This window comes from Paraburkholderia phytofirmans, from assembly GCF_046028095.1.
Taxonomy (GTDB): Bacteria; Pseudomonadota; Gammaproteobacteria; order Burkholderiales; family Burkholderiaceae; genus Paraburkholderia; species Paraburkholderia phytofirmans_A.
Genome location: NZ_JAQQDJ010000008.1, coordinates 137,180 through 154,413 on the forward strand (window position 1 = coordinate 137,180; position 17,234 = coordinate 154,413).

General features: G+C 62.9%; 19 protein-coding genes. 16 read left to right on the forward strand and 3 right to left on the reverse strand.

Going from position 1 to position 17,234, the window contains the following annotated elements:
- Nucleotides 1–102 precede the first annotated feature (102 nt).
- From PQR54_RS22585 to PQR54_RS22615, 7 genes are all read left to right on the forward strand, one after another.
- A complete protein-coding gene (locus tag PQR54_RS22585) occupies nucleotides 103–540 on the forward strand; it encodes a hypothetical protein (protein WP_408249502.1) in 438 nt (145 codons plus the stop codon).
- 11 nt (nucleotides 541–551) lie between these two features.
- Complete coding sequence (locus tag PQR54_RS22590; protein WP_408249504.1) at nucleotides 552–1,445, forward strand: RNA polymerase sigma-70 factor; 894 nt, start codon at nucleotides 552–554, stop codon at nucleotides 1,443–1,445.
- A 182-nt stretch (nucleotides 1,446–1,627) separates the two neighbouring features.
- On the forward strand, nucleotides 1,628–2,107 hold the full coding sequence (locus tag PQR54_RS22595) for a carboxymuconolactone decarboxylase family protein (protein WP_012433340.1): 480 nt from the start codon (nucleotides 1,628–1,630) through the stop codon (nucleotides 2,105–2,107).
- Between the two features lie 70 nt (nucleotides 2,108–2,177).
- A complete protein-coding gene (locus PQR54_RS22600; protein ID WP_408249506.1) occupies nucleotides 2,178–2,585 on the forward strand; it encodes a cupin domain-containing protein in 408 nt (135 codons plus the stop codon).
- 102 nt (nucleotides 2,586–2,687) lie between these two features.
- Nucleotides 2,688–3,698 carry a LysR family transcriptional regulator gene (locus PQR54_RS22605; protein WP_408249508.1) on the forward strand — a complete coding sequence of 337 codons (1,011 nt, stop codon included), beginning with the start codon at nucleotides 2,688–2,690 and terminating at the stop codon, nucleotides 3,696–3,698.
- Between the two features lie 250 nt (nucleotides 3,699–3,948).
- Nucleotides 3,949–4,704 carry an SDR family oxidoreductase gene (locus PQR54_RS22610; RefSeq protein WP_408249510.1) on the forward strand — a complete coding sequence of 252 codons (756 nt, stop codon included), beginning with the start codon at nucleotides 3,949–3,951 and terminating at the stop codon, nucleotides 4,702–4,704.
- A gap of 23 nt (nucleotides 4,705–4,727) precedes the next feature.
- Nucleotides 4,728–5,243, forward strand: a complete 516-nt coding sequence (locus PQR54_RS22615; protein ID WP_408249512.1) for an Ohr family peroxiredoxin — start codon at nucleotides 4,728–4,730, stop codon at nucleotides 5,241–5,243.
- Nucleotides 5,244–5,444: 201 nt separating this feature from the next.
- On the opposite strand, the gene PQR54_RS22620 is transcribed toward PQR54_RS22615, so the two are convergent.
- Together PQR54_RS22620 and PQR54_RS22625 are read right to left on the reverse strand one after the other, a co-directional pair.
- Nucleotides 5,445–6,920 (reverse strand): UdgX family uracil-DNA binding protein, encoded by a 1,476-nt coding sequence (locus PQR54_RS22620; RefSeq protein WP_408249514.1) that lies wholly within the window; start codon nucleotides 6,918–6,920, stop codon nucleotides 5,445–5,447.
- Nucleotides 6,921–6,929: 9 nt separating this feature from the next.
- Nucleotides 6,930–8,138, reverse strand: coding sequence for a putative DNA modification/repair radical SAM protein (locus tag PQR54_RS22625; protein WP_408249516.1), 1,209 nt, complete (start codon nucleotides 8,136–8,138; stop codon nucleotides 6,930–6,932).
- 328 nt (nucleotides 8,139–8,466) lie between these two features.
- On the opposite strand from PQR54_RS22625, the gene PQR54_RS22630 reads away from it, so the two are divergent.
- The gene (locus tag PQR54_RS22630; RefSeq protein ID WP_408249518.1) at nucleotides 8,467–9,072 is read left to right on the forward strand and encodes a 2'-5' RNA ligase family protein; all 606 of its coding nucleotides are present in this window, start codon (nucleotides 8,467–8,469) and stop codon (nucleotides 9,070–9,072) included.
- A gap of 43 nt (nucleotides 9,073–9,115) precedes the next feature.
- Here PQR54_RS22630 and PQR54_RS22635 read toward each other — a convergent pair whose 3' ends face one another.
- Nucleotides 9,116–9,349, reverse strand: coding sequence for a hypothetical protein (locus tag PQR54_RS22635; RefSeq protein ID WP_408249519.1), 234 nt, complete (start codon nucleotides 9,347–9,349; stop codon nucleotides 9,116–9,118).
- 271 nt (nucleotides 9,350–9,620) lie between these two features.
- Between PQR54_RS22635 and PQR54_RS22640 the strand changes: the two genes are divergently transcribed.
- From PQR54_RS22640 to uraD, 8 genes are all read left to right on the forward strand, one after another.
- On the forward strand, nucleotides 9,621–10,022 hold the full coding sequence (locus PQR54_RS22640) for a DnaJ family domain-containing protein (protein WP_408249521.1): 402 nt from the start codon (nucleotides 9,621–9,623) through the stop codon (nucleotides 10,020–10,022).
- Between the two features lie 104 nt (nucleotides 10,023–10,126).
- A complete protein-coding gene (gene tadA, locus PQR54_RS22645; RefSeq protein ID WP_408249523.1) occupies nucleotides 10,127–10,756 on the forward strand; it encodes a tRNA adenosine(34) deaminase TadA in 630 nt (209 codons plus the stop codon).
- A 28-nt stretch (nucleotides 10,757–10,784) separates the two neighbouring features.
- Nucleotides 10,785–11,711, forward strand: a complete 927-nt coding sequence (ldcA, locus tag PQR54_RS22650) for a muramoyltetrapeptide carboxypeptidase (RefSeq protein ID WP_408249525.1) — start codon at nucleotides 10,785–10,787, stop codon at nucleotides 11,709–11,711.
- A 313-nt stretch (nucleotides 11,712–12,024) separates the two neighbouring features.
- Complete coding sequence (locus tag PQR54_RS22655) at nucleotides 12,025–12,765, forward strand: GntR family transcriptional regulator (protein ID WP_106285568.1); 741 nt, start codon at nucleotides 12,025–12,027, stop codon at nucleotides 12,763–12,765.
- A gap of 333 nt (nucleotides 12,766–13,098) precedes the next feature.
- Nucleotides 13,099–14,580, forward strand: a complete 1,482-nt coding sequence (locus PQR54_RS22660; RefSeq protein ID WP_408249527.1) for an NCS1 family nucleobase:cation symporter-1 — start codon at nucleotides 13,099–13,101, stop codon at nucleotides 14,578–14,580.
- Between the two features lie 26 nt (nucleotides 14,581–14,606).
- Nucleotides 14,607–15,473: an aspartate/glutamate racemase family protein gene (locus PQR54_RS22665; protein ID WP_408249529.1), complete on the forward strand. Its 867-nt coding sequence runs from the start codon at nucleotides 14,607–14,609 to the stop codon at nucleotides 15,471–15,473.
- A 240-nt stretch (nucleotides 15,474–15,713) separates the two neighbouring features.
- The gene (gene puuE / locus PQR54_RS22670) at nucleotides 15,714–16,664 is read left to right on the forward strand and encodes an allantoinase PuuE (RefSeq protein WP_012433325.1); all 951 of its coding nucleotides are present in this window, start codon (nucleotides 15,714–15,716) and stop codon (nucleotides 16,662–16,664) included.
- Nucleotides 16,661–17,182 (forward strand): 2-oxo-4-hydroxy-4-carboxy-5-ureidoimidazoline decarboxylase, encoded by a 522-nt coding sequence (uraD, locus tag PQR54_RS22675; protein ID WP_408249531.1) that lies wholly within the window; start codon nucleotides 16,661–16,663, stop codon nucleotides 17,180–17,182. The genes puuE and uraD overlap by 4 nt, the downstream gene beginning before the upstream one ends.
- Nucleotides 17,183–17,234 lie beyond the last annotated feature (52 nt).

Sequence of the window (17,234 nt, forward strand, 5' to 3'; positions counted from 1 at the left end):
ATGCATTCGGCGCGAGACGCTCTTGCCAATCAGGCCTGTACCAGTCAGCTTCGAGTGTCTCCGGCATTGCTGCAGAGCGAGGCCGCTCAAGGAGGAACTGCCATGAATACGAAGCAGGGTAAAAAGGTACATCTCGATGCTGCTGCATCGCATCACGAGCAGGCAGCGCGCTTTCATCGGGAGGCAGCGCAGTACTACGAGGCGGCCAAGAATTACGATCACGCCGCTCATCAGGCCGTATTGGCGCAAGGCCACGCACTGTATGCCATTGAGGAATCCAATCTCGCCGCCAGGCATTCAGGCGCACCATTGCCGGCAGGGTCCGTCGATAGTGGCCTGACCGCTGCGCAACATCATGCAGCGGCGTCGGAACTTCATGGTCAGGCGGCGCAACATCTGCGGCGCGCGGCAAAAGTTTTCGATGAAGATCGCAGCGCAGTCGCCCATGAAACTCAGGTGGGATTTTCTCTGGCGTCACGGGCGCTCGCGCATGGCAACGAAGCCGCCAAACAATATGTCGCCTCGCTGCGGGAAAAATAGGAAATCGGTGCATGGATGACGACGTACTTGCCTTTAACGGGCTGCGCCCGCGATTGCAGAAGATCGCGTATCGAATGCTGGGGTCCGTTGCCGAGGCCGAAGATATCGTGCAGGACGTCTGGCTGCGCTGGCATGCAACAGCCCGTGAAGCCATCGACAACGCGGAGGCGTGGCTGGTCGCGGTCACGACGCGGATGTCCATCGACCGTCTGCGCGCGGCGAAGATTCAACGCGAACACTACGCGGGCATCTGGTTGCCCGAACCGGAGACAACCGATTTCCCGGCTACGCCGGAGGAGGCCACGGAGCGCGCCGACGACGTCTCCGTGGCTTTTCTGGTGCTGCTCGAGCGGCTCACGCCTGAAGCCCGTGCGGCGTTCCTGCTGCGTGAGGTATTCGACGCCGACTATGACGAAGTCGCACGAGCCATCGGCAAGACGGAGGCGGCGTGCCGCCAGCTGGTAAGCCGCGCAAAAGCGCAGCTAAAAACGCAAGTAGGCGACGAACGTCCGCGTGCCGAGGTATCGCGCGAAACGCATCTGCGCTTGCTGCAAACATTCGTGCAGGCGCTGCAGCGCGGCGACTTTCACGCGATCAACGCATTGCTCGCCGAAGACGCAAAGCTGATCGGCGACGGCGGCGGCAAAGTCCAGAGTTTCCCGAAGCCGATGGTGGGCGGCCGGCGCATCGCGCAGCTGTTCTACGCGTCGTCGCGGCGTTATGGCGACGAACTCAGCGTCAAGCTCGTGGTGCTCAACGGCCAATGGGCGCTGCTGCGGTTTATCGAAGGCAAACTCGAATCGGCACAGTCGTTCGAAACAGACGGCGAGCGCATCGTCCGTATTCATGTGCAGCGCAACCCTGACAAGCTCGCGCGCATCGCGGCAGCACACGCCAACCGCTGAACGCCGGTCTCTCCCGGCGCGTGCGCGTCGACGCGTCGATTGGTGCCGCGCGGGCAACATGGTGAGCGCGTCTCCAGGCCTACCGTGACATCCCGCGCCCGCCTACGATGACTTTGTGCGGCTCATTGCCGCTAACGGCACCCGCAAGGCGGAGTGGCCAGTCATCGTCGCCAGGAGAAAACATGACGCAGCGTATCAACTATGTGCAGCAATCGCCGGAACTGTTCAAGAAGTTTTTCGAACTCAGCAATCTGCTGAAAGACAGCACAATCGAAGAATCGATCCGTGACCTGGTGTCGATCCGGGCGTCGCAACTCAATGGCTGCGGATTCTGTCTGGACATGCACGTGAAGGAAGCACGCCTGCACGGCGAGCGCGAGTTGCGCGTCCATCACCTCGCGACGTGGCGCGAGTCGACGCTTTTCGCGCCGCGCGAACGCGCCGCGCTGGCGTGGACGGAAGTGTTGACCCGGCTTCCCGAGCACGGCGTGCCCGATGAGCTCTACGAGCGCGTGCGTACCCAGTTCTCCGAAAAGGAACTCTCGGACCTGACGTTCGAAGTAATGGCGATCAACGGGTGGAACCGCGCGAACGTCGCGTTCAAGACTGTGCCGGGTTCGTCCGACAAGGCATTCGGTCTGGACAAGGCGAACCTCGTCTGAGCAGACGCGTTTCATCTTTGTCCAGTTCAGGCCCGCGCGAGCGGGCCGCGTTACTCTGGGACACACTATCATGCTTCGTTTGAGAAATACGGCTCTGGCCGCGCTCGTCGTCGTGAGCGCGTCGCTGAGCGTGGCCCGCGCCGAGGCGCCCGCCGCAATCGTCACGCCGTTGATGACGCAGCCTCTTGACGACTATCCGGGCAAGGAAGCCCTGATGATCACCGTCGAGTACCCGCCGGGTGCGGTGGACCCCGTCCATCGACATCATGCGCACGGGTTTATCTATGTACTGGAAGGTTCGATCGTGATGCAGGTCAAGGGCGGCAAGGAAGTCACGCTGACACCCGGACAGACCTTCTATGAAGGTCCAAACGATATCCACACGGTCGGACGCAACGCGAGCCAGACGAAGCCGGCCAGGTTCCTCGTGCTATTGCTGAAGGATAAGGGCGCGCCGGTTCTCGTTCCGGAGAAATAGCCGCCTCTGCGCGCCGCATCCGGCTTCAGAAAATGGCGGACCGTGTCACAAATGGCAGCGCTGATACGTCTAGTCGCTATGGACTTTACGAACCGCGCTTCCATGTCAGACGACCTATCACGCCACCGCATCGCCGGCGCCGCCGACCCGTTCGCAAGCAGTTTTGCGACCAGCTATGCCGGCGTCGTTTCTTTTCTCGCCGTTGCCAACGAAGGCAGCTTCGCCCGCGCGGGCGATCGCCTCGGCATCGGGCGGTCCTCCGTTAGCCGCAACGTGCAGAAACTCGAGGCCCTGCTCGACGCGCGCCTCTTTCTGCGCACCACGCGCAGCACGTCCTTGACGCGCGAGGGCGAGCTGTTTTACGAGAACTGTCAGCCTGGTATCGAGCGCATCGCCCAGGCGCTGGAAGACATGCGGGAGCTGCGCAACGGGCCGCCGCGCGGCCATCTGCGCATCGTTTCGTCACCAGGCTTCGGCCGCAAGATCGTCGCGCCGTTGCTGCGAGGCTTTCATGCGCGCTATTCCGAGATCTCCCTCGAACTGCTGCTGAACGATCGACCCGCGGACTTCACTGCCGACCGTGTCGACGTTTCGTTTCACGACGGGCGTTTGGCAGACAGCGGGATCGTGGCGCGCCAACTGATTCCGATGCAGATGCTGGTGTGCGCGTCGCCCGCTTATGCGCGACGACACGGGTTGCCGCGGCATGTCGATGAACTGGCGGATCATCGCTGCATCAACTTCCTGGCCGCGTCCGGCCGCATCAGTGAATGGGAGTTCAAGGTGGACGGTCTCCCACAGCGGCACCAGCCTGTTGCACAGCACACGTTCAACGACCCGGATCTGATCGTGCAGGCGGTGCTGGACGGGTTGGGTCTTGCGCAGTTGCCCGCATATCAGGTGTGCGACCTGCTGGCCGGCGGGCAGTTGCTCAGTTGTCTCGCACAGCACGCGCCGGAAGATGGCGGCCACTATCTCTGCTATCTCAGCCGCAAACAGCTTCCCGCGCGAGTCCGCGTGTTCGTCGACTACATGACCGAGCACACGCGCGCGCTCGACCTGCAGTGTCTGACGGCGATGACGACTCGATCGTCGTTATCGACGGTCGAGTGACGGCATCTGAACGACCTTGCGTCGATTGATGCTCTTCATGCAACACGGTGCGTCCCGCCGCGGCTCTACCGTAGGACGCGGTGCGTACTTACCATGTTTTCCGTACGGACGGCATGCGAAGGATCGCGGCACGTCCGGGAAAGCACCGGCAAACCTATGCACGTTCGTACCGTTCGCAACGCGGTGCAAAGCCGGAGTCGAACAATTGGCGGCGGCGCGAGAGCCGCACGCCGCCTCATGGAGAGACATCGTGAAGATCGTCGTGATCGGTGGCACGGGACTCATCGGCAGTAAAGTCGTCAGGAATCTTCACGCGCGCGGTCATGCGGTCGTTGCCGCGTCGCCCGCATCGGGCGTGAACACAATCACTGGCGAAGGTCTGAACGAGGCGTTGACGGGCGCGAATGTCGTGGTCGATCTGGCCAATTCGCCGTCGTTCGAAGATGCCGCCGTGCTCGAATTCTTCGAGACAGCCGGACGCAATCTGTTCGCGGCGGAGATTGCCGCCGGCGTACAGCATCACGTCGCGCTCTCGGTCGTCGGCACTGAGCGGCTCGCGGAAAGCGGCTATTTTCGCGGCAAGATCGCGCAGGAAAAGCTGATCCGCGAATCGGGCGTGCCGTACACGATCGTCCATTCGACCCAGTTCTTCGAGTTTCTTGGCGGCATCGCGCAATCGGGTAGCGACGGCCAGACCATACGGCTGTCTCCGGCATTCTTCCAGCCGATCGCATCGGACGATGTAGCGGCAGCCGTCGCGGACTTTGCCGCTGGCGAACCGCACAACGGCATCGCGGAGATCGCTGGCCCGGAACGCGTTCGGCTCGCCGACATGGTGCAGCGTTTCCTCCTTGCGGCTCACGATCCGCGCAAGGTGGTCGAAGACCCGCAAGCCCGCTACTTCGGCGCAAAGTTGCAGGACGACACGCTTGTTCCGGGGGCAAATCCGTGTCTGGGCGCGATGAACTTCGAGGCGTGGTTCGCCCAGACGCAGGCCGCGAAGTAAGCCACGAGCCGTCGAGGCGTGCCATGACCCCATTGCGTCCACCGCAGCTGACATTGCTCGACAAGTATCACGGGCGCGACCCCCAAACGCTGTATTCGACCACCGTCACCGTCACAGGCGGCGAAGCGGGTCACGGGCGCGCGTCGGGCATCGCGCGTTCCGACGACGGCAATCTCGTCGTCCACTTGCGATTGCCAGAGGCGCTGGATGGGCCCGGCGGCGGCACTAATCCGGAGCAGCTGTTCGCGGCCGGTTACGCGGCCTGCTTTCATGGCGCGCTGAGTTTGCTTGCGGCACGGGCTAGCATCCCGATTCCTGATGCCACGGTGCAAGTCACCGTCGATTTTGGCCGCGACCCGGTCGACGGTCTGTTCGTCCTGACCGCTCAGACCCGTATCCGACTGCCCGGTGTCGAGCGGGTCGTCGCCGAGGAGCTGGTCCGCAACACTGAACGGTTTTGCCCTTACACCAAGATGGCGCGGCAGGGGATTGGGAATGTCGTTGTGCTGGTGCAGCTGGATGACGCTGGGGAGTCGTAGCGTCGTATGAGTTTTCGTTGGTAGCCTTGTTTGACGGAGATTTGTCGATTTATGCTCGGACGGTTCGATAGATCGAATGGCCTGAAGTAACCATCCGCAATCGTTTCCAGATACAGCGCTGCTTTATCAGGCAACGTTCAAGCAGGAATGGATTCAGCGGACTAACAGCGCGGAAGAGCGCGCTGCGGCGTCGTTTGTTATTCACTGCTGCTGTTTCGTCGTGTTCAGCGCGGCGGATTCGGCCAGCTCACGCGCCCGGATAAGCGCGTTGCTGATCTCGGCCAATACTTTGTCGCGGTCCGCATCGGTCTGCTGCCGTAACGCGAACGACGGATGATAGGTGGCGATACCCCAGCCCCCTTCCACTCTGAACGGTGCTTCGAGATGGTCTCTCAGGCTGACCTTCTCGCGCAGCAGGGCGGTCAGCGCCGTAGCGCCAAGCGTGACAATCACCGCCGGGCGCACCGTGTGCAACTCCCTTTCGAGCCAGTAAGAACACGCTTCGATCTCACGCTGTCCCGGCGTCTTGTGCAGCCTGCGCTTGCCGCGCGGTTCCCATTTGAAATGCTTCACCGCGTTGGTCAGATAAACCTGCTCGCGCGACAGGCCGGCGCGCGTAATCGCGGTCTCCAGCAATTGCCCCGCTGGCCCGACGAACGGCTGGCCACTCAGATCCTCCTGGTCGCCGGGCTGCTCGCCGATCAGCATGATGCGCGCGTCGCTCGGCCCCGAACTCCCGACCGATTGCGTCGCATTGCGCCACAGGTCGCAACGCCGGCAGGTATCGAGCGATGAGGGTTGGTCGCGGGCCGGTTGCGCCATGTCGGCTTCGATCGGAATGGTTTTGCCGCCCAGCGCGCCGACGCCGCTCGCCTGCGCCACACGACGCGCGCCGCTCTTCGCTTCACTGATCATGGCGGGGATCAGATGACCCTCCGGCAAGCCTTTCCAGAAGCGTACCGGCATGTGCTGTTCGAGCGCCGTTTCGTTCAGCCGGGCCGGGTTGAACGTGCTGCGGTAGTAGGCGAGCCATAGCGCCTCGGCTTCGTCGGCGGTATCGCAACGATGGTCGCCTGGCAGCGCGCGGCGCTGCTCCAGATGCAATTGCTCACCGTCCCAGAAGGCCGCGCCGCGCGGCGTGGTGATCATCCAGGTCGCGCGTCCCATGCGTTGCGAAAAGTGTTCCGCGGCCCACGCCAGCACATCATGTTCGGGCTCGTACCAGGCGATATATTCGGGCGTCTGCACCGTCGATGCTGACGCCGGCGCCTGCTTGCGAAACCGCACGTAAGCGATCATGTCGTGCTTGGCGCGCCGCACGCTTTTGGCCATGCGATGCAGGCGTGCGCCATCTTCGTCCGCCGGCGAGGCGACCGCGCGGTCGCCATGGTGCCAGCGCCATAAGACCTTGTACAAAAACGCCCAGCGCTGTGATTCGCGGAACAGCGCGGCGTCTTGCAATAGCGCGGCTAGTTCCTTCGAAACATGCACGGCAATGGAGCGGGGCTCTGTTTGCTCGGACGTCGCGCCATAGTCGATCAGCGCCTGCTCCAGCGGTGACTCAGGTTCCTGCTTGACGCGCCATTCAATCGCCTCCGGTGCTAGGCCTTCGGCTAGAGCGCCCAGCGATGCGGCGCGCCAGGCGATGAAATGGTCTTCGATAACAATGGAACGCATCGCGACGCTTCACAACAACGCCAGTTGCACCGGCGGCGCCAACACCCGGCGCAAGCGGGCCGACGACGTGTCATGCAGCGCCGCGCAATAGTCTTGCGTCACGACGAACGGCTTGATCTTGTCCAGCGGACAACGCAGCCGCACGAGATCCTCGTAGCGCACACGGCGCGAACGCCGTAACTCCACCAGGCGTTTCGCGTTGCGCATGCCGATGCCCGGCACGCGCGCGATCATGCGCAGCGGCGCGCGGTTCAGGTCGACCGGAAACTGGTCGCGATGCGCCAACGCCCACGCGAGCTTGGGATCGATGTCGAGCGACAGGTTGCCGGGTTGCTCGAACAGTTCATCCGCACTGAAGCCGTAGCCGCGCATCAGGAAATCGGCCTGATACAGCCGGTGTTCGCGCAACAACGGCGGCGCCTGAGCCGGCAATGCGGAAGGACTGTCGGGAATCGGGCTGAAAGCGGAGTAGTAGACGCGCTTGAGCTTGTACGCGCCGTAGAGCGTCGCGGCGGTCTGCAAGATCGTGCTGTCGTTCGTCTGATCCGCGCCGACGATCATCTGCGTGCTCTGGCCCGCGGGCGTGAACTTCGGCGCTTTGGCGTCGCTATGCGCTTCTTCCTGCGCAAGGCGGATCGAGCCCATGGCGAGCTTGATGGTGTGGACGTTCTTTTCCGGTGCGAGCCGCGCGAGGCTGCTGTCCGTAGGCAGTTCGATGTTCACGCTCAAACGGTCGGCATAACGCCCGGCTTGCGCAATCAACTGCGGATCGGCATCGGGAATCGTCTTCAGATGAAGATAGCCGCGAAACTGATGATCCTCACGCAACGACTGCGCGACGCGCACGAGCTGTTCCATCGTGTAGTTCGACGACCGAATGATTCCGGAACTCAGAAACAGTCCGTCGATGTAATTACGCCGGTAGAAATCCAGCGTCAGCTCGACGACTTCCTCGGGCGTGAAGCGCGCGCGCGGCACGTTGCTCGAACGCCGGTTGACGCAGTACTGGCAGTCATACAAACAGAAATTGGTGAGCAGGATTTTCAGCAGCGAGACGCAGCGCCCGTCTGGCGTGAAACTGTGGCAAATGCCCGCGCCGGTGCTAGCGCCCAGACCGGCAACGCCGCGCGAGCCGCGTTTGGGCGCGCCGCTGCTTGCGCATGAGGCGTCGTACTTTGCGGCGTCGGCCAATACTTCCAGCTTTTTGAGCAGTTCCACGTTGCCACCGATACTGTATGAATGTACAGTATCGTCCGTGGAGAGACGTGACTGCAAGCGGTTTTTTGTAATGGGAAACGGGCGTTGGCTTCGCGGCGTGTCCGGCGAACAAGCGGGGCGCAAGCGCTACAACGGAAATGGGCGTGCGCGGGAATTGGGTTGCGTTTGCCTGCAACACAGCGATATCTCCAGAGTAACGATCGGTTTGATAAAAGGCGATTGCGGAACCTCGCACAGTCGGGCGGTCTGCATAGATCAGGTACGCGGGTGAGCCCGCACAATGAACGGAGATTCATCGACATGCCGGCTTTATCCGGTAAGGAACGCCATGCCTGAACAACTCTGGCTGCCTGGGCTCGAGGCGCCGCCAACGCCGACAGACGGCCTGTTCTTCGCCGTCTTTCCCGATGCCGCCACGGCGGCCAGCATCTCGAAGCTCGCGCAGCAGCTTTGCGGGGAGACGCGCGCGCGGAGCAAGCCGCTTGTTGCGGGCCGTCTTCATGTCACCTTGCATCACCTGGGAAATTTCGCGGGTGGTTTGCCGCAGGAGCGGGTCGATGCGGCGATGCAAGCGGCTGCGTCGATCAGAATGGAGCCGTTTAGCGTCGAATTCGACACGGCGGTCAGCTTTGCGTCGAAGCCGCGACCGGGACCGCTGGTGCTGGGCGGAGGCGAGGGTGTCGCTGGCCTGCACGTACTGCACGACGCCTTGGGCCGTGCGCTGCAGAACGCGGGTTTTGGGGACCACGCGGGTTCATCCGCGGCGCACTACACGCCGCATGTCACGCTAGCGTACGGGATGCCGTGGGCCGCGGCACGTCCCGTCGAGCCGGTCTGCTGGAACGTGCGCGAGTTTGCGTTGATGCACAGTTTGCTCGGGCGAACGCGGCATGTCGCGTTGGCTCGCTGGACTCTGGCTGGCGCCGAATCATAGCGCGCGTTGTCTCGGTGAGGGCGGCGTGTCGAAGGGCGCCGGGCTAGAACCGCATGCCGGTCGCGCAGCCGCCGGCAAAGCCGCCACCGCTGCCGCCCGCACCACCGCAGAACACGCCACAACCGGAAAGGGCGAGCGCCATGGTGACTGCAGCTAGCGTCGCGCGTAGCCACGGTTTTTGAATGCGTTTGCCGGCATGCACGAGGCTCGCGGCGGGATGGGGATTGATGCAGGCGTCGAAAGTGATAGGGGCGTGGTTGCGGCTTGAGTTGATCATTCGGAATGGCACAACGTTGATGGCGCTGGAGAGCGGGGAGCGAAGGCGCGTAAGCATCGTTCGATGAAAGTGTTTTGTCAGGTTTATCGCAGGAAAATGGGACGGCAAGGAGAGTGGCAAAGGCACGGCCGCGAATCGCTGAGGCTAGCGCACGGCCGTATGTCTTCAAACACGAAGAATCTGCAAACGTAGGAGGTTTCGTCGGTTCGAGAAGCGGAACGATCGTGCGCTCCCTGATAGAATGCTCGGGCCGCAACGTAGTGGATTGCAGATGAAATTGCTTGATGCGTTAGTCGAACAGCGTATTGCCGCCGCCGCCGCGCGAGGCGAATTCGACGAGTTACCGGGCGCGGGCGCGCCGCTCTCCCTGGACGACGATGCTCTGGTCCCCCAGGAAGTGCGCGTCGCCAACCGGATTTTGAAGAATGCGGGCTTCGTGCCGCCCGCTGTCGAGCAGTTGCGCGCGTTGCGCGACCTGCAAGCGGAGTTGAATGCCGTGAGCGACCGTGCTACCCGTTGCCGTCTCCAGGCGCGCATGCTGGCGCTCGACATGGCGCTTGAATCGCTGCGTGGCGGCCCGCTGGTTCTGCCGCGCGAATACTGCCGGCGCATTGCCGAGCGGTTATCCGAGCGCGCGGGCAACCTTGATACGGCAGACGCGGGTTCGCAGTGAGCGAGCCGCTTGCTCACTCCACCGTGCCGCATTCAGACTCTGTCGAGTCTCACACGGCGCTGAATGTGCCGGGCCCCCAACGTTCAGTGAGCGGTGTCGCTGAATTGGCTGCGACCGATTCGGGCGCTACCGCCGCCTCGGCGGGTTCAGATCCCGCCCTTGGCGAGCCGCTTACATCTTCCACCGTCCCCGAAATCTCGGAGCGCGATCGCCGCTTCATGGCGCTCGCGCAAGCCGCCGCCGAACAAGCGCGCGCCGCCGGCGAAGTGCCCGTCGGCGCAGTCCTCGTGCGCGGCGAAGAAGTCATTGCCACCGGTTTCAATCATCCGATCGGCGGGCACGACCCGTCGGCGCATGCGGAAATGGCCGCGTTGCGCGCCGCGGCGCAAGCCGTCGAGAACTACCGTTTGCCGGGCTGCGAACTTTATGTGACGCTCGAGCCGTGCCTGATGTGCGCCGGTGCGATCATGCATGCGCGCATCGCGCGAGTCGTATTCGGGGCGCGCGATCCCAAAACTGGCGCGTGCGGCAGCGTGGTCGACGCCTTCGCGAATCCGCGGTTGAATCATCACACCACGGTGATCGGCGGCGTGCTCGAAAACGAATGTGGCGCCGCGCTCAAATCGTTCTTTGCCGAGCGGCGGCGCGCGAGCCGCGAAGCACGCGCAGCGGCACGTGCCGACGCAGCCGGCGTACCGGGCAGCATCGAACCGGGCCCGGCTGAGTCGCTCTAAAACAACAACGTCCAAGCAGGTCTTGCCAATGACCGTCCATCGCACCATCCAACTGATCGCGCCGTCCGGGTATCCGCATGACCCCGAGGTGCTGCATCGCGCGTTGCAGCGCTTCCATGCGCAGGGGCATCACGTCGAGGGCGTGGAGGCGACGAAGCGTCGCTACCAGCGCTTTGCTGGCACCGATGGCGAGCGCGCGGCGGATCTGAACCGGCTCGCCGATTCGTCGCGTAAGTTGCCGGACATCGTGCTGGCCGTGCGCGGCGGCTACGGCGCGGTGCGCATCCTGCACGGACTCGATTACGAAGGGTTGCAACGGCGCCTCACCGATCAGCCGATCGCGCTGGTCGGACACAGCGATTTCACCGCGATCCAGCTTGCGCTGCTGGCACGCGCCGGCGTGAAGACTTTCGGCGGCCCGATGCTGATGAGCGACTTCGGCGCGGAGGACCTGAGCGATTTCACCATGCAGCACTTCTGGTCGGCGGTGACGAAGCCGACCATGACGATCTCGAACAACACGCCGCAAGCGCAGCCGGTCGACGTCTCGGGCATGTTGTGGGGCGGCAATCTGGCGGTGCTGACGTCGCTGATCGGCACGCCGTACATGCCGCCGGTGCAGGGCGGCATCCTGTTTCTCGAGGACGTCAACGAGCAACCGTTCCGGATCGAGCGGATGATCTATCAGTTGCACCTGTCCGGCATTCTTGCGCAGCAGCAGGCGCTCGTGCTGGGCGATTTCTCCGGCGGCAAACCCTATGAATACGACAACGGCTACGACCTGCACGCAATGATCGAGCAAGTGAGGTCGGTGATCGGCATTCCCGTCGTCAGCGGGCTGCAATTCGGGCATGTCCGCAACATGCTGACGCTGCCGGTGGGCGCGGACGCGCATCTCGTCGCGGATGCACACGGGTTCAAACTGAGCTTGTCGGGCTATCCTTACCTCACCTGAACCGGCGGAGGAGGGAAGCGGGCGGTTGTCCGCTTTCTTTTTGCCCTTAATAACGCAACTAACGGTCAATCTTTGCAACCTACTTCCAGCAGAAGCACCATGAAGGTCCCCCGATTTTGTTGACAAAACCAGCCGTCAATAGACGACCGCCGCGTCACCTAATTAAACTCATGCTGAGGCGGCACAGGGCGCGCGGGCCATACTAGCGGCATATCAGCTAAGCCTCACCACGAAGATTGTCGAAATTCACGGCAAAAATTGTTGACAATTTTTATGTCCATCCTATGATGACCAACATACCGAGACGAACATCATGTCCGACACAGACTCCGCCGCCGCGAATAGTTTGAAGCCCGAAGCGATCACCGAGCGCATCCGCGCGGCGATCCTCGAGCATCGGCTCGCGCCGGGCGCCAAGCTGACAGAAGCACAGTTGTGCGAAGTATTCGGTGTGAAGCGCGGCCCGATCCGGCAGGCGCTGGCGCAGCTGGCCACCGACCACCTCGTCGATCTCGAACCGAATCGCGGGGCGTTCGTGGCGAGTCCGTCGCTGCAGGAAGTGCACGAAGTGTTCGAGATGCGCCGCATCATCGAGCTTGCGGTGGTCGAAAAGATCTGCAGCGGCCACGGCATGCGGCGTTTGAAGAGCATCGGCAGCATGATCGGCCGGGAACGCAAAGCGTTCGAAACACGTGATTTTCCGGCGTGGATTCGTCTGTCGGGCGAGTTTCACACCGAGTTGGCGGGACTCACGGGCAACGCCGTGCTGTGCGACTGCCTGAACGGCCTGGTGGCGCGCTCCACGCTGATTTCCGCGCTGTACGAGTCGCTTGGACGCAGCCCATGCTCGTTCGAGGACCACGAAGCCATTCTCGCCGCGCTCGACGCCGGCGATGCAAAAGAGGCGGCGGCATTGATGTCGCGCCATTTGCAAAGCGTCGAGTTGAAGATGCTGGACCGGCCCGCGCGTGGGGCGGCTGATCTGCACGAAGTATTCGGCGCACTCAACGGTGCAGCCAGAGATTCATCGAAGACAAAGTCCGCGCCAGGCTGAGGCAGGCGGCCGGCGTGCGCCCGTTCGCGGTGCGCGCCGCACTGAATTGAACTGAACCAATCAAGCGTTGCAAGGCGGCTCGGCGTGAGCGCTGCCGGCTTGTGCACGCGTGTCCGCCGCCGGGCGACGGACTTCGGGTAGTAACGCATCGCCGGACTTCGCGGCTGCTGGCGGTGCGATAACCACAAGTACTTCAAGTACGGAGACATCCGCGGCACGGCCGGACAGACGCGCCAGGACCCTCGATTCATACGGACGAGGCGGGCGCGACTGGCATGGCCGATGCAACGTCCCTCGATTCGCTATCGACGGTCCCTATTCCAAGGAGGAATCATGGCTCAGTTCAGTGCAGCGCCCGGCAATCCCGCAATTCCCGCTTACGCAGACGACGGCGCATCCAGCGAACCGTCGATGCCCGCAGGCTACAGCGACCGCCTCTACAACGAGGATCTCGCGCCGTTACGGCATCAAACCTGGGGCGCCTACAACATCTTTGCGTTCTGGATGTCGGACGTGCACAGCGTCGGCGGCTACGTATTCGCGGGCAGTCTGTTCGCGCTCGGGCTGACGAGCTGGCAGGTGCTGATCGCGCTGCTGGTCGGCATTACGATCGTCAACCTGTTGTGCAACCTGATCGCCAAGCCGAGCCAGGCGAACGGCGTGCCGTATCCGGTGGCGTGTCGCGCGACCTTCGGCGTGCTCGGCGCGAATATTCCCGCGGTGATTCGCGGCCTGATTGCGGTCGCGTGGTACGGCATCCAGACTTTTCTGGCGTCCAGCGCGCTAGTGATCGTCGTGTTGAAGTTCGTCCCGCAATTGCTGCCTTACGCCGACGTTCATCACCACGGCTTCCTCGGGCTTTCGACGCTCGGCTGGGCCGGCTTCATGCTGCTGTGGGTGTTGCAGGCGCTGGTGTTCTGGCACGGCATGGAGACCATCAAGAAGTTCATCGACTTTGCCGGTCCCGCCGTTTATGTGGTGATGTTTATTCTCGCGGGCTACATGGTGTATCGCGCAGGCTGGCGCAACATCGGCATCAACCTGGGCGGCGTCAAATATCACGGCATGCAGGTCGTGCCGGTGATGATCACGGCGATCTCTCTGGTGGTGTCGTATTTCTCCGGACCGATGCTGAATTTCGGCGACTTCTCGCGCTACGGCAAGAGCTTTCGCAGCGTGCAGCGCGGCAACTTCTGGGGCCTGCCGGTCAACTTTCTGGCCTTCTCGCTGGTGACGGTGATCACGACCGCGGCCACGCTGCCGGTGTTCGGCGAACTGATCACGGACCCGGTCGAAACCGTGGGCCGCATCGACTATCCGACTGCGGTGATTCTCGGCGCGCTAACTTTCACGATCGCGACCATCGGCATCAACATCGTCGCGAATTTCGTTTCGCCGGCTTTCGACTTTTCCAACGTCGCGCCGCGCCTCATTAGCTGGCGCATGGGCGGCATGCTCGCGGCGGTGGCGTCGATTTTCATCACGCCGTGGAATCTGTTCAACAACCCGGCCGTGATCCACTACACGCTCGACGTCCTCGGCAGTTTCATCGGACCGTTGTACGGTGTCCTGATCGTCGACTACTTCCTCGTGAAGCGTCAGAAGATCGTTCTCGACGATCTGTACACGGTCTCGCCGACGGGTTCCTACTGGTATCGCAATGGCGTCAACTACCGGGCGGTCGCCGCGTTGCTGCCGGCTGCCGTGATCGCGGTGGCCTGCGTGATGGTGCCCGCGCTCGACGGCATGGCGAATTTCTCGTGGTTTATCGGCGCAGGCCTCGCTGCGTTGTTCTATCGTGTTCTTGCACGCTGAATTTTGCAGACGCAACAGGAGTCGATATGCGTATCAAACTGATCAACCCGAACACGACCCAGCGCATGACGGAAGCAATGGGCCGCTGCGCGCGCGAAGTCGCCGCGCCGGGCACCGAAGTCATCGCGGTGAATCCGACCATGGGGCCGCCGTCAATCGAGGGCTATTACGACGAAGCGCTCGCCACGCCGGGCTTGCTCGCCGAAGTCGCCGCCGGTGAGCGTGAAGGCTGCGACGGCTACGTGATCGCCTGCTTCGGCGACCCAGGCCTGTACGCCGCGCGCGAGCTGGCGCGTGGCCCGGTGATCGGCATTGCCGAGGCGGCGATGCACGCGGCCAGCGTGCTGGCGCCGGGCTTCTCCGTGGTGACCACGCTGGCGCGCACGTGCGGCATGGCGTGGCACCTCGCCGAGCGCTACGGCATGAAGCGGTTTTGCCGCAACGTGCGCGCCACCGACGTCGCCGTGCTCGACCTCGACAAGCCGGGCTCGGCGGCGCGCCGCATCATCCTCGACGAATGCCGGCGTGCGCTCGCGGAAGACGGTTCGGACGCGATCGTGCTCGGCTGCGCGGGCATGGCTGAGCTGTGCGCGGAGATCGAAGACGCGCTCGGCGCACCGGTGATCGAGGGCGTGACGGCGGCTGTGAAGTGGACCGAGGCGCTGGTCGCGCTGCGTCTTTCGACGGCCAAACGCGGCGATTACGCCCGGCCGCTGACCAAGCGCTACGACGGCGCGCTGGCGTCCTTCAGTCCGGCCGATGCCGATCCGAATCCGCGTGCCCCGCGCGGCTCTACCGTCATTTCCGCGGCAAATGCGCCGGAAAACGCGGGAACGGCCGATTTATTGCGGGTAAACACTACAGAATCGGGGCCGCACATACATTCAGTCTGACACGCACTATCTGCCCGGGTGTATGGGCGCACCCGGGTGTTTTCGCTACACTGGTCCAACTCGGCGCGGGCTGCCTGAAAGGCTTTTTTCTGCTGCTTTTCAGAGCTCTTTCTGACGCTGTCTCTCTAGCGCCCGCATCAGTCATTTGCATGCCGCACGCAAACTCAAGCACGACCTCATGTGCACACCACATGAGTTCCACGCGAATTTTACGTACCGTCACCACGCATTCGTCAAACCATGCCACTCGACCCGAACTACCCACGCGATCTGATCGGCTACGGCCGCCACCCGGTGCAGGCAAACTGGCCGGGTCGAGCGCGTGTCGCGGTGCAATTCGTTCTGAATTACGAAGAGGGCGGTGAAAACTGCGTGCTGCACGGCGATCCCGGCTCCGAGCAGTTTCTGTCGGAAATCGTCGGCGCCGCGTCTTTCCCGGCGCGCCACATGAGCATGGAGTCGATCTACGAATACGGTTCGCGCGCGGGCGTCTGGCGCATCCTGCGCGAATTCGAGAAGCGCAAGCTGCCGCTCACGGTGTTCGGCGTCGGCATGGCGGTCGAACGGCATCCGGAACTGGCGCGTGCCTTCGTCGAACTCGGGCATGAGATTGCTTGCCACGGTTATCGCTGGATTCACTATCAGGACATGGCGCCGGAGAAAGAAGCGGAGCACATGCGCCTCGGCATGGAAGCGATCGAGCGCGTGACGGGTGAGCGTCCGCTCGGCTGGTACACCGGCCGCGACAGTCCCAACACACGGCGTCTGGTCGCTGAATACGGCGGTTTCCTGTACGACTCGGATTACTACGGCGACGATCTGCCGTTCTGGATGGACGTTGACGTGACAGGCGGCGCGAAAGTGCCGCAACTGATCGTGCCGTACACGCTCGACACCAACGACATGCGCTTTGCGAGCCCGCAAGGCTTCAACACCGCAGACCACTTCTTCACGTACCTGCGCGACGCATTCGACGTGCTCTACGAAGAAGGCGACGAAGCGCCCAAGATGCTCTCTATCGGTATGCACTGCCGTCTGCTCGGACGCCCTGGGCGTTTCCGCGCGCTGCAACGTTTCCTCGACCATATCGAACAGCACGATCGCGTCTGGGTGACGCGGCGCGTCGATATTGCGCGCCACTGGCGCGAACATCATCCTTATCAACAAAACAACCGCGGGGCTGCGGCATGAAGGCGATGCAATACACTCTTGATCAACTCAACAGCACCTCGACCGACGCGTTCGTGGCAGCGCTGTCGGGCATTTTCGAGCACTCGCCGTGGGTCGCGGAAATCGCCGCGCAGCAACGGCCTTTCGCCAGCATCGACGAACTGCATCGCAAGATGTCGGACATTGTCGAGACTTCAGGCGAAGAGAAGCAACTGGCGTTGATCAACGCCCACCCGGAGCTCGCCGGCAAGGCCGCGGTGCGCGGCGAACTGACCGCCGAATCCACGCGTGAGCAAAGCGGCGCCGGCCTCGCGCAATGCACGCAGGAAGAATTCGACAAACTGCTCGCGCTGAACGCCGCGTATCGCGAGAAATTCGGCTTTCCGTTCATTCTCGCCGTGCGTGGGTATGACCGTCACGGCATCATCGCGAACTTCGAGGCGCGCGTGAACAATAGCCGCGCCGACGAACTGCGCGCGAGCCTCGATCAGATCTACCGTATCGCACGTTTCCGGCTCGACGACCTGATCGACGCGTAAGGTTTTGCCGCGCGTCGCTGGACTCGAACCGAAACGTTTTTTGAGCACTGAC